This window comes from Candidatus Nanopelagicales bacterium (assembly GCA_037045355.1).
Lineage (GTDB): Bacteria > Actinomycetota > Actinomycetes > S36-B12.
In genome coordinates, this window is the sequence record JBAOHO010000009.1 from 1 (window position 1) to 12,960 (window position 12,960).

The 12,960-nt window shown below is 63.8% G+C and carries 6 protein-coding genes, 2 rRNA genes and 1 pseudogene; 8 read left to right on the forward strand and 1 reads right to left on the reverse strand.

Translation table 11 applies throughout. The features are described from left to right. The 4 genes from V9E98_02640 to V9E98_02655 form a co-directional block, all read left to right on the forward strand. Nucleotides 1-2,673, forward strand: a 23S ribosomal RNA gene (locus V9E98_02640); the annotation flags it as partial. A gap of 109 nt (nucleotides 2,674-2,782) precedes the next feature. After that, nucleotides 2,783-2,898, forward strand: a 5S ribosomal RNA gene (gene rrf / locus V9E98_02645). 630 nt (nucleotides 2,899-3,528) lie between these two features. Further along, a complete protein-coding gene (locus V9E98_02650) occupies nucleotides 3,529-4,263 on the forward strand; it encodes a hypothetical protein (protein MEI2715889.1) in 735 nt (244 codons plus the stop codon). A 35-nt stretch (nucleotides 4,264-4,298) separates the two neighbouring features. Next, nucleotides 4,299-5,315, forward strand: a complete 1,017-nt coding sequence (locus V9E98_02655; GenBank protein MEI2715890.1) for an HAD-IIA family hydrolase — start codon at nucleotides 4,299-4,301, stop codon at nucleotides 5,313-5,315. On the opposite strand, the gene V9E98_02660 is transcribed toward V9E98_02655, so the two are convergent. Next, the gene (locus V9E98_02660; protein ID MEI2715891.1) at nucleotides 5,316-5,732 is read right to left on the reverse strand and encodes a hotdog fold thioesterase; all 417 of its coding nucleotides are present in this window, start codon (nucleotides 5,730-5,732) and stop codon (nucleotides 5,316-5,318) included. 62 nt (nucleotides 5,733-5,794) lie between these two features. Between V9E98_02660 and polA the strand changes: the two genes are divergently transcribed. The 4 genes and pseudogenes from polA to rpsA all read left to right on the forward strand — a co-directional run bounded on the left by polA (nucleotide 5,795) and on the right by rpsA (nucleotide 12,916). Further along, nucleotides 5,795-8,452 (forward strand): DNA polymerase I, encoded by a 2,658-nt coding sequence (polA, locus tag V9E98_02665; GenBank protein MEI2715892.1) that lies wholly within the window; start codon nucleotides 5,795-5,797, stop codon nucleotides 8,450-8,452. Between the two features lie 129 nt (nucleotides 8,453-8,581). Next, nucleotides 8,582-10,306, forward strand: coding sequence for a hypothetical protein (locus V9E98_02670; GenBank protein ID MEI2715893.1), 1,725 nt, complete (start codon nucleotides 8,582-8,584; stop codon nucleotides 10,304-10,306). After that, nucleotides 10,303-11,268 (forward strand): ROK family protein, encoded by a 966-nt coding sequence (locus tag V9E98_02675; protein MEI2715894.1) that lies wholly within the window; start codon nucleotides 10,303-10,305, stop codon nucleotides 11,266-11,268. The genes V9E98_02670 and V9E98_02675 overlap by 4 nt, the downstream gene beginning before the upstream one ends. A gap of 187 nt (nucleotides 11,269-11,455) precedes the next feature. Beyond that, nucleotides 11,456-12,916, forward strand: a pseudogene (gene rpsA, locus V9E98_02680) (30S ribosomal protein S1). Nucleotides 12,917-12,960 lie beyond the last annotated feature (44 nt).

The following is a 12,960-nucleotide window of genomic DNA, read 5'->3' on the forward strand; positions in this document are numbered from 1 at the left end:
GTATCCCAAGTAGCACGGGGCCCGAGAAATCTCGTGTGAATCCGGCGGGACCACCCGCCAAGCCTAAATACTCCTTGGTGACCGATAGCGGACAAGTACCGTGAGGGAAAGGTGAAAAGTACCCCGGGAGGGGAGTGAAATAGAACCTGAAACCGTGTGCTTACAAGCCGTGGGAGCGTCGGGATCTTCGGATCCTCGTGACCGCGTGCCTTTTGAAGAATGAGCCTGCGAGTTAGTGGTGCGTGGCGAGGTTAACCCGTGTGGGGAAGCCGTAGCGAAAGCGAGTCCGAATAGGGCGATTCAGTCGCGCGCTCTAGACCCGAAGCGGAGTGATCTACCCATGGCCAGGGTGAAGCGCGAGTAAGACCGCGTGGAGGCCCGAACCCACCAATGTTGAAAAATTGGGGGATGAGCTGTGGGTAGGGGTGAAAGGCCAATCAAACTCCGTGATAGCTGGTTCTCCCCGAAATGCATTTAGGTGCAGCGTCGTGCGTTTCTTGTCGGAGGTAGAGCACTGGATGATCTAGGGGGCCTACAAGCTTACTGAAATCAACCAAACTCCGAATGCCGATAAGTGAGAGCATGGCAGTGAGACTGCGGGGGATAAGCTTCGTAGTCGAGAGGGAAACAGCCCAGATCACCAACTAAGGCCCCTAAGCGTGTGCTAAGTGGGAAAGGATGTGGAGTCGCACAGACAACCAGGAGGTTGGCTTAGAAGCAGCCACCCTTGAAAGAGTGCGTAATAGCTCACTGGTCAAGTGATTCCGCGCCGACAATTTAGCGGGGCTCAAGCACACCGCCGACGTTGTGACATTGATGCATATGACCCGGCCTGTGGGTTCGCCCTCAGGTCCAGGTGCATCGATGGGTAGGGGAGCGTCGTGTGGCGAGTGAAGCGGCGGGGTAACCCAGCCGTGGACGCCACACGAGTGAGAATGCAGGCATGAGTAGCGAAAGACGGGTGAGAAACCCGTCCGCCGAATGACCAAGGGTTCCAGGGCCAGGCTAATCCGCCCTGGGTAAGTCGGGACCTAAGACGAGGCCGACAGGCGTAGTCGATGGACAACGGGTTGATATTCCCGTACCGGTGTAATCGCGCCCCTGACGAGCCCGGCGATGCTAAGCGCCCGAAACCGGAATCTCTTCGGAGAGGATGGCGGAGCGCGCGACCCAGACCGGTAGTAGTCAAGCGATGGGGTGACGCAGGAGGGCAGTCCAACCACGGCGATGGTAGACCGTGGGCAAGGTTGTAGGACGAGACGTAGGCAAATCCGCGTCTCACATGCCTGAGAGCCGATGCGGAGCCGATCTAGGCGAAGTGGATGATCCCATGCTGCCAAGAAAAGCCTCTAGCGAGTGATTTCACCGCCCGTACCCCAAACCGACACAGGTGGTCAGGTAGAGAATACCAAGGCGATCGAGTGAACCATGGTTAAGGAACTCGGCAAAATGCCCCCGTAACTTAGGGAGAAGGGGGGCCACTGCTGGTGTAGGGATTTACTCCCGAAGCTGGTGGCGGCCGCAGAGACCAGGCTGAAGCGACTGTTTATCAAAAACACAGGTCCGTGCGAAGTCGCAAGACGATGTATACGGACTGACGCCTGCCCGGTGCTGGAACGTTAAGGGGACGGGTTAGCGCGCAAGCGCGAAGCTCTGAACTTAAGCGCCAGTAAACGGCGGTGGTAACTATAACCATCCTAAGGTAGCGAAATTCCTTGTCGGGTAAGTTCCGACCTGCACGAATGGCGTAACGACTTCAGCGCTGTCTCAACCGTGGACTCGGCGAAATTGCACTACGAGTAAAGATGCTCGTTACGCGCGGCAGGACGGAAAGACCCCGGGACCTTTACTATAGCTTGGTATTGGTGGTCGATTCGATTTGTGTAGGATAGGTGGGAGACTGTGAAGCAGTAACGCCAGTTATTGTGGAGTCATTGTTGAAATACCACTCTGATCGTATTGGCTGTCTAACCTCGGTCCGTGATCCGGACCAGGGACAGTGCCTGGTGGGTAGTTTAACTGGGGCGGTTGCCTCCTAAAGATGTAACGGAGGCGCTCAAAGGTTCCCTCAGCCTGGTTGGCAATCAGGTGTCGAGTGCAAGTACACAAGGGAGCTTGACTGCGAGACAGACATGTCGAGCAGGGACGAAAGTCGGAACTAGTGATCCGGCGCTGGCAAGTGGAAGCGGCGTCGCTCAACGGATAAAAGGTACCCCGGGGATAACAGGCTGATCTTCCCCAAGAGTCCATATCGACGGGATGGTTTGGCACCTCGATGTCGGCTCGTCGCATCCTGGGGCTGGAGTAGGTCCCAAGGGTTGGGCTGTTCGCCCATTAAAGCGGCACGCGAGCTGGGTTCAGAACGTCGTGAGACAGTTCGGTCCCTATCCGCCGCGCGCGCAGGAGTCTTGAGAAAGGCTGTCCCTAGTACGAGAGGACCGGGACGGACGAACCTCTGGTGTGCCAGTTGTTCCGCCAGGAGCATTGCTGGTTGGCTACGTTCGGAAGGGATAACCGCTGAAAGCATCTAAGCGGGAAGCTCGTTTCAAGATGAGGACTCCCACAGGGTTGACCTGGTAAGGCCCCCAGTAGACGACTGGGTTGATAGGCCGGAGGTGGAAGTGCAGCGATGCATGGAGCTGACCGGTACTAATAGGCCGAGGACTTGACCTTCACACTTTTCTTCTCCCGATGAGTTTCGGCTTGTCGGCGAGATAATGCACGCGTCCACTGTGCGGTTCCCGAGGTACGGTCGGGAATCCGATTGATATCTCCATAGAGTTACGGCGGCCATAGCGAAAGGGAAACGCCCGGCTCCATTCCGAACCCGGAAGCTAAGCCTTTCAGCGCCGATGGTACTGCGTGGGAGACTGCGTGGGAGAGTAGGTGCCGCCGGACATTCTTCACACCGTTGGGGGCCGCAGTAATGCGGCCCCCAACGCAATTTCAAAGGGGGGTCGCGGCACACCAATGCGGCCCCCAACGTAATTTCAAAGGGGGGTCGCGGCACACCAATGCGGCCCCCAACGCAATTTCAAAGGGGGGTCGCGGCACACCAATGCGGCCCCCAACGCAATTCCGGGCCCGAATTGTGGGGTGCGAACGCGTGTGGGGGGCGCAGCGAGTTCGGCGCGGAGGGACCAACGAGGCCCGGGACAGGACGGATTCTTGAGGGAGTAGAGGGAATCGAGGAGTGGGGACATGAGCCAAGATGATGACGACGGGACCCGACCTGGCCGCGACGATGAGCGACCAACCTCGACCGGCGCCCGTGGAAGCAGTCGTTCCCGATCCAGCGATGGTAGTGGTTCGGACTCTCGCAGCGACTCGCCTCGTGGCCCACGGTCTGAGCCGACGCGCGGTTCTCGGGGCGCACCACCGCGCGAATCCCGAGGCGGTCAGTCCCGCCGACGCGGCTCACGCAATGAGCCGAGCCAGGGTTCGCGGGGTAGTTCCCGCCGTGATTCGGGAGCACATCACTCGCGCGGTGGGCGCGCAGCGCCGCCGGAGGGCGAGGACTTCGGCAAGGTGGCCAAAGGCTCGGTCCATGGACCCGAAGTCGATCGGGACGCGGTCATCGGCGAACTCGACCACTCGGTTCGCCGAGAGTTGTCCTCACTGCCCGGCACGTTGGCCGAGAAGGTCGCGGGGCACCTGATCATGGCGGCACGACTCTTGGACGACGACCCCGAGCTCGCATTGGCGCACGCGCGGACTGCCCACGACCTCGCGCCCCGCATCGTGGCGGTTCGCGAAGCCCTCGCCATCGCGTCCTATCACGGCGGTGACTACCGCACGGCGCTGCGTGAGGCCCGCACTGTGCGCAGGATGGCGGGCGATGATTCCTGGCTTCCCATGATCGCCGATTGTGAGCGAGGTCTCGGTCGACCGGAGAAAGCACTCGATCTCATCGCCGAGGCCGACTTGTCGGCGTTGCCGGACGATGTGCGCGCGGAGTGTCTGATGGTGGCCAGCGGAGCGCGCGGGGACATAGGCCAGAAGGACGCTGCTGTTGCGGTGCTCGACAACGACCTGCTGCGCAGCAGGCAGAAGAGTGTGTGGTCGGCCCGTTATCGCTTGGCTTTCTCAGACGCTCTGGCGGCCGCGGGACGAACGGATGAGGCGCAACGCTGGCTGGCGTTGGCCGCGGCTTCAGATCCGACAGGGAGTTCCGCGGCGGCAGCGCGGATCTCTGGAGCGGATGACCTCGAGCTGTTCGACGTCTTGGAAGCGTCGGACGGCGAGGAGTCTGACTCGGATTGACGCGCGGTGGCGGCGCAGTGTGCCAGCATCGGAAGGTGCTCTCCTCAGCCGCCCTGGTCCAAAGCTACGACTCTCTGCTGTTGGATCTCGACGGTGTCGTCTATATCGGCGCTGACCCCGTCCCGCAGGCCGTCGCCACGATCAGCGCTGTCCAGCAGTCCGGTCGGCGTGTCTGCTATGTCACGAACAACGCGGCCCGACCCCCGGGCGAGGTCGCGGACCATCTGATCGCCTTGGGGCTGCAGGCCTCCGCGTCAGACGTCGTGACCTCAGCTCAAGCCGGCGCCCAACTCGTCGCAGCCCAAACCCCACGTGGCTCGGCAGTTCTGGCGGTCGGCGGCCCAGGAGTGGCCGCGGCGCTCACCGAGGCCGGTTTCGTCGTGGTGGATGCCATCTCGGACCCACTTCCCGATACCGGAGACGATGTCGCTGCCGTGATGCAGGGATTCGGTACCGAGGTCGGCTGGCGTGCATTGGCCCGCGCCTCGTTCGCCATTGCGCGCGGAATCCCGTGGATCGCGACCAACACAGATCTCACGATTCCTGTCTCCGGTGGTGTGGCGCCGGGAAACGGCACCCTCGTGCATGCCGTCGCGATGGCGACGGGGCGCACGCCAGAGGTGGCCGGCAAGCCGTTCCCGCCGCTTCTATTGCGAGCCTCCGAGATGTCGCAGGGGTTGCGGCCTCTGGTCGTCGGTGATCGATTGGACACCGACATCGAGGGAGCCTGCAACGCCAAGATGTCATCGTTGCTCGTCCTGACGGGAGTGTCGCGGGCGCTGGACCTGTGGCGGGCGCCGGCCACCGCTCGACCACAGCATCTCGCCCGTGACCTGTCCGACCTGCTTCGTCCCGCGCTGAAAGTTCATCTCGCCGACGGCCGGACCACCTCCGGCCCGGCGAGTGCCCGGATCACCGGGTCGCACCTCGACCTTGACGTCGCCGAGGATCCCGTAGGCGCGATCTGGGCGGCCGCGCACGCGATCTGGGCGGCGGATGCCGAACCGGACAATGCAGTGGAGCTGGCCGCCTCGCTCGACGAGATGCTCTGATCAGCTCGGCAACTCCCGAAACAGGCACGTCAGTCGAGCTGTGCAGCACAGCCGCCCTCCGTCGTCGGTCACGGAGATCGCCATCGTCGCCAGCGTGCGACCCACGCTGATCGGGCGGCAGGAAGCGTGCACCTGCCCCTCGCGAGCCGAACGGTGGTGGGTGCACGACAACTCGACACCGACCGGGACCTTCCCTTCCGGCGCCAGCAAGGCGGCGTGGATCGATCCGACGGTTTCGGCCAGGACCGCGTTCGCCCCACCGTGCAGCAGGCCGTAAGGCTGTCGGTTCCCGGCAACGGGCATGTCCGCTGTCACCTGTTCCTGATCAGCGCGGGTCAGTTCGATCCTCATCGTGGTCGCCAGCTCACCCATGTGGCGGCGCATCCAGGCAAGGGCTTCCGGGTCGGTGTCAGGCACAGACGGAGGGTATCCGAACCCTGATGCCACAAGACTCCGTCCCGGTGCATAGGCTCGGCGAGATGACCCAGGACCGACTGCTGCTGCTTGACGGGCACTCACTGGCCTACCGCGCATTCTTCGCGCTTCCGGTCGAGAACTTCTCTACCACGACCGGTCAGCCCACCAACGCGGTGTACGGGTTCACAGCGATGCTGATCAATACCTTGCGGGACGAGAACCCGACGCACATCGCGGTCGCGTTCGACGTGTCGCGCGAGACCTTCCGTCGCGAGCAGTTCGCCGAGTACAAGGGCAACCGAAGCGCTTCCCCTCCGGAGTTCTCCGGTCAGGTGGACTTGATCGCCGAGGTCCTGGACGCACTGGGCATCACGTCGATTCGGCTGGCGGGCTACGAGGCCGATGACATCATCGCGACTCTTGCCAAGCAGGCCACGCAACGGGGGACGGAGGTGTTGATCCTGTCCGGTGACCGGGACGCCCTGCAACTCGTCGATCCCCAAGTCACTGTGCTCTACCCGCGCAAAGGGGTCTCCGATCTGGCGCGCATGACCCCGGACGCGGTCCAGCAGAAGTACAACGTCCCCCCGGCGCTCTATCCCGACCTCGCGGCCATCGTGGGGGAGTCGTCCGACAACCTCCCCGGAGTCCCGGGCGTGGGCCCCGGGTATGCCTCCAAATGGTTGAACCAGTACGGGTCACTCGACGGCGTCGTCGATCACGCCAACGAGATCACCGGGAAGAAGGGCGAAGCGCTGCGCGCCCACCTGTCACAGGTTCTCTTGAACCGACAGATCAACGAACTCGTGAGCGATCTGCAACTCCCCGACACCATTGACGACCTGAAGCGGACTCCCATCGATCGGACCCGCGTCCATGAGGTGTTCGACGCGCTGCAGTTCCGAGTTCTGCGGGACCGCTTGTTCGAGCAGCTGGAGGCCGAGGTTGCCCCAGCGGGTGTGCAGTTCGACACGCAGGTGACGACCCTGGCGCCGGGCACAGTCCGCTCCTGGCTCTTCGATGCAGGACCGCAGGCGGGCCTCGCGTTCGCGGGGCGCTGGGGCCGAGGTACGGGCGACCTGTGGTCGCTTGCCATTGCCATGAGCGACGCCGTCGCCTGGATCGATCTGGGAACCACGACCGACGACGACGACCTCGCGTTGGCGGACTGGCTGGCGGATTCCGATCGCACCAAGATCGGGCACGATGTGAAGGGACCTCTCCTCGCGCTCGCTGCTCGAGGATGGGATTTGAACGGGCTCGTGATGGACACCGCGCTCGCGGCCTACCTGGCGTTGCCCGGCCAACGGTCCTTCGATCTGGCGGACCTGTGCGCCCGGTTCCTGGGACGGGATCTGGCGACATCATCCGGACCTGACGATCAACTCACCTTCGACGGAACCGACACCGCCGATGCCGTTCAGTTGGGCATCGCTGCCCGAGCGACCCAGGATCTGGCGGCGGTACTTGCCGAGCAGCTGAGGGAACGCTCGGGTCTGGATCTGCTCACCGACGTCGAGCTCCCTCTTCAAGGAGTCCTGGCCACTATGGAGCGGACCGGGATCAGCGTCGATCTTCCGCATCTCGAGGCCCTGGAAAGTGAGTTCGCCGAGCAAGTCCGGGCCGCAGAAGCGGAAGCGCACGAGTTGGCCGGGCGACCATTCAACCTGGGAAGTCCGAAGCAACTGCAGGAGATTCTCTTCGTCGAACGTGGCCTTCCCAAGACGAAGCGGATCAAGACCGGCTACACGACCGACGCGGATGCGTTGCAGAGCCTGTATGCCAAGACCGATGATCCGTTGTTGGCGAAGCTGTTGCGGTGGCGCGACGTCAGCAGACTGCGCCAAACCGTCGCCGGCCTGATCCCCCTCGCCGATGCCGATGCTCGTATCCACACCACGTTCAACCAGACGGTTGCCGCGACCGGGCGACTGTCCAGTGTCGATCCGAACCTGCAGAACATCCCCATTCGCACCGATGCCGGCCGACGGATCCGCCAAGGTTTCGTCGTCACCGATGGTTACGACTGCCTGCTGACTGCCGACTACAGCCAGATCGAGATGCGCATCATGGCCCACCTCTCGGGCGATACCGCGCTCATCTCGGCGCTGACGTCCGGTGAAGACCTGCATACTTCGGTTGCCGCTCAGGTATTCGATGTGGCGGCGGATGAGGTTGACCCCGAAAAGCGCCGCCGGATCAAAGCGATGTCCTACGGGCTCGCCTACGGCCTTTCCGCCTATGGGTTATCCGCTCAACTGGGCATCGACACGGGCGAAGCCAAGACCCTGATGGACACGTACTTCGAGCGGTTCGGCGGCATCCGTGACTACCTCGCCGATGTCGTCGAGCAGGCGCGGATGACCGGCTTCACGGAGACGATGTTGGGCCGACGTCGTTACCTTCCCGACCTGACCAGTGACAACCGGCAGCGAAGAGAGATGGCGGAGCGGATGGCATTGAACGCGCCTATCCAGGGATCTGCCGCGGACATCATCAAGGTGGCCATGATCCGGGTAGCGCACGCCCTGAAGGATTCGGCGCTGAGCAGCCGCCTGTTGCTTCAGGTGCACGATGAGCTCGTGCTCGAGGTGGCGCCCGGGGAGCGACAAGAGGTCACCGCCCTCGTGCGCGAGCACATGTCCGGTGCAGCTCAACTCGCGGTGCCCTTGGTGGTGAGCACAGGCCACGGCCCCAATTGGGATGCCGCTGCCCACTGACGCTCATCGAGGACGTCCGAAGCGCGTTCTACGAGCCATCAGCAGTCACGACCCGATGACTGTCACCATACGGTCACAGTCGCAGCCGGCGGTCGGAGCGGCTGTGCCTGGTGTGGCACGGTTACCGACATGCGGCGATTCCTCCCGGTGGCGGTCAGTGCTGCCGGTTTCGCCCTGGTTCTGTCGGGCTGCTCGACCAACCCGGTGACGGACGCCAGCAACAACGTGTCCTTCACGTCCTGCAGCACAGTCGACTGTGCCGGCACGCTGCCCAGTGGCGCGGTATTCGACATCATCATGCCGCAGGACTGGAACGGCACCCTTGCCATCTACTCACACGGACTTGCTGCCGAGCGGCCCCTGGCCGACGTCCCAGCGCCGTCGGCAACACCGCAACCCACGATCAGCGACAGCCCCGGCGGTGAGGCCACCCGTTCCGAGGGCAACAAGCCCACCGGCAAGGACGCCAGTGAATCACCGCAGCCGGAGGCCGAGCGATCCGGATCCGCGCAGCCTGAAGATGGTGGGACCGAGATCCAGCCGCGGCCAGGGGGACCTGAGTTGGCCCCGCTGTGGGGGGAGGGTGATCGCGCGCTCGCTGATGTCATGCTGCAGGCCGGTTATGCGATCGCCGGCGCGCGGCCACCGGAGCCAGGCTGGGCCGTGCCCGAACAGATGAAGGCGGCCGAGGAGTTGCATCAGTACTTCTCCGACAACGTCGCGACTCCGAATCGTGTCTACGTGTGGGGTGAGTCAACAGGTGGCCTGGCCAGCGCTCTGCTCGCCGAGCAGCATCCCGAGTGGGTGTCAGGCGCGGTCGCCATGTGTGCCCCCCTGTCCGGTCCCATCGATTCGTTCAATCTCTCGCTCGATGTCGCCTATGCCGTCCGTGAACTCCTCGCCCCCGATCTCGAGTTGGTGGCATACGGCTCCGCCGAGGAAGCGCAGCGGGCGCGCCAGATCGCGATGTCTGCCATCCGCAAGGCGGCCGATGGGAGTCCCACGATGCAGGCGAAGATCGCCTTCATCGCGGGGATCGGTGAACTACCGAATGTGAGCACCACCGAGACTGGCACCACCTGGGAGAGTCAGATCGCCGCCAACGCCGAGGCCATCGGCCACTTGATCGAGCAGAACACAGTCCAGCGGGAAGTGGTGGAACGGCGCGTTGCGGGCAACTTCAGCGGCAACGGCGGCACTGACTACGCGCTGCGCATCTCGGAGGAACAGCGGATCCAACTGGAGGAGGTCAAGGCAGGCTTGGCGGACAAGTTCTTGCGGGAGTTGGGTGCGGGCGTCCGCATCACCCCCGATCCCCAGGCCGTCGACCGCGCCACCGCGATGGGCACTCTCGGGCCGGACCTGCAGGTTCCGACACTGACCCTGCACAACATCTTCGACCCCGTGTACATCGCTCAGAACGTGTCGTCCTTCGAGCAGGTTCTCTCCGGTGGTGAGCCGGAGTCCGCAGCGAAGTTGGTGACGGCATTCATGACGCCCCCCTCTACGTATAGCGAGTACAACCCGGCCACCGAGGGCGTCGGGAACTGCCAGTTCGAGCCGCGCACCATGCTGGGCGCGATGATCCAACTCAATCAGTGGGTTCGCAACGGCACCTACCCGGGGCGCGATACTTCCCGGCAGTCGTTCAAATCACCCAGTGTCACTTTGGACTACGACCCCGGCCCGTGGCCGCAGATGTCGGCCACGCCGCAGGTTGCCCCGTCGCCGCAGCAGAACGCGGCTGCCGCGAGAATGCGCTTGCGCGGGCGGGATGCGCCGAGCCAAGGGGATCCGCAACAACCGTCAGGACTGCGACGCCCGCACAGTCAGAGCGATCGCGGGACCCGGTGACGAGTCCATTGGTGGCCGGGGTCGACCTTGGTGGCACCAACATCAGCGCCGTCGTCCTGGGGCCGGGCGACGCCATACTCGGGGCTGACCGTCGTCCCACGCCACGCCGTGCCGGACCAGATGAAGTACCCGCCACCATCGCCGCCTCCGTGCATGCGGCCATTGCCACCGCGGGCTGCGACCCCAGGGACGTGGTGGCCGTCGGAATCGGATGTCCCGGTCAGGTCGACCGCGCCGCTGGCACCATCGGCAATGCGACCATCCTGCCGGACCTTCCGGATGCGTTCCCTTTGGCCGAGGTCGTGAGCAGCCACTTGTCCCGACCCGTGCTCATCGACAACGATGTCCGGCTCGCTGTCGCCGCGGAGTTGCAGGCGGGTGCCGGCAGCAACTTCCCCTCATTCCTCGGAGTGTTCCTCGGGACCGGCGTCGGCGCCGGACTCGTCCTGGATGGCCGGCTGTGGCACGGCCGGGGAAACGCCGGTGAGTTCGGCCACATGGTCGTCGAAATGGATGGCCGGGAATGTGTCTGCGGCCGACGCGGCTGTGTCGAGGCCTACTGCGGCCGCGCCGCCATGGAACGTGAAGCCCGGGCGCGGGCGGCTGACGGCCGCACGACAGCGCTGTTCGACATGATGGAGTTCAGCGATCGTGATCGCTTGACCAGCAGTGTCTGGGTGCAGGCAGTCGCTGCCGATGATTCCCTGGCGGTATCGCTCGTGACTGAGGCACAGCGTGCCTTGGGGGCGGGGTTGGCATCCGTCGCGAATCTGCTGGACCTCGACGGGTTCATTCTCGGTGGGGGTTTGGCGACCCAACTGGGGGAGCCATTCCTCGCTGGGGTCAAGGAGGAGATGTTGGCCCGCGTTTTGGCGGGGCGGCCACCCGAGATCCGCATGACGGCGCTGGCTGATCTCAGCGGGTCGGTGGGTGCCGCCATGCTTGCGCGGGAGGCGGTTTGACCGCGTGCCGACGCTCTTCGTATTCTGGCCGTTGCGCTTGCGTGTCGCGTTGAACCCCATACCGAGTGGGTCCAGCAGTCCGCTATCGGGTGTCCGGACCTCCCGGATCCCCGATCGGGCACGTCCGTGGGCCGCGAGAACCGAACAACCCTGAATCGACCACACCTACATGACGTCCACGACCGATCTGACCTCTCCTTCCAACACGGCCCCACAGGTTGCCGTCAACGACATCGGCAGCGCGGAAGACATCCTCGCCGCCGTCGAGCAGACCATCAAGCCTTTCAATGACGGGGATCTGGTCTCCGGGACGGTGGTCAAGGTCGATCGCGACGAAGTCCTCGTTGACATCGGCTACAAGACCGAGGGCATCGTCCCGAGCAAGGAACTGTCGATCAAACACGACATCGACCCCCATGAGGTCGTGAACATCGGTGATGAGATCGAGGCCTTGGTCCTGCAGAAAGAGGACAAGGAAGGCCGCCTGATCCTGTCGAAGAAGCGCGCGCAGTACGAGCGAGCCTGGGGCAAGATCGAAGACATCAAGGAAGCCGACGGGGTCGTCGAGGGCGACGTCATCGAGGTCGTCAAAGGCGGACTCATCCTCGACATCGGCTTGCGCGGATTCCTCCCCGCATCGTTGGTCGAGATGCGCCGGGTGCGTGATCTGCAGCCGTACGTCGGTCAGCGTCTCGAGGCGAAGATCATCGAGCTCGACAAGAATCGCAACAACGTCGTCCTCTCGCGGCGAGCGTGGCTCGAGCAGACTCAGAGCGAGGTGCGCGTCGGCTTCCTCAACCAACTCCAGAAGGGGCAGGTCCGCAACGGCGTCGTGTCGAGCATCGTCAACTTCGGTGCCTTCGTCGATCTGGGCGGTGTCGACGGACTCGTTCACGTGTCCGAGTTGTCGTGGAAGCACATCGAACACCCCTCGGAGGTTGTCGAGGTCGGCCAGGAAGTGACCGTCGAGGTCCTCGACGTCGACATGGATCGCGAGCGTGTCAGCCTGTCCTTGAAGTCCACGCAAGAGGACCCCTGGCAGCACTTCGCCCGCACCCACCAACTCGGTCAGGTCGTGAGCGGCCGCGTCACCAAACTGGTCCCGTTCGGCGCCTTCGTGCGTGTCGAGGAGGGCATCGAGGGTTTGGTGCACATCTCCGAGCTTGCCGGTCATCACGTCGAACTGCCCGACCAGGTCGTGGCGGTCGGCGATGAGATCTTCGTCAAGGTCATCGACATCGACCTGGAACGGCGGCGGATCTCGCTGTCGTTGAAGCAGGCGAACGAGAGCACCAGCGGTGGCTCCATCCATGAGGAGTTCGACCCCTACCTGTACGGAATGGCGCCTGCCTTCGACGAGGACGGCAACTACATCGGGCCCGATGGCTTCGACCCCCAGACCGGGGAGTGGAAAGAGGGCTACGAAGACCAGCGCGCACAGTGGGAGCAGGAGTACGCCGAGGCGCAGGCCCGGTGGGAGGCCCACCGCAAGCAGGTCGAAGATGCCGCCGTCGCAGACCAGACGGCCATCATCGAGTCCGGTGGCACGCCCTCGAACTTCAGCACCGACCCGGGGTCGGCATCGTCAGAAGGCACGTTGGCGTCCGATGAGGCGCTGCAGGCGCTGCGCGACAAGCTCACCGGCGACGAAGAGCTCACCGGCACCGAAGAGCTCACCGGCACCGAAGAGCT

Coding starts and splice junctions, on each gene's coding strand:
- polA (MEI2715892.1), top strand. CDS start 5,795: ATGACCCAGGACCGACTGCTGCTGCTTGACGGGCACTCACTGGCCTAC.
- V9E98_02670 (MEI2715893.1), top strand. CDS start 8,582: ATGCGGCGATTCCTCCCGGTGGCGGTCAGTGCTGCCGGTTTCGCCCTG.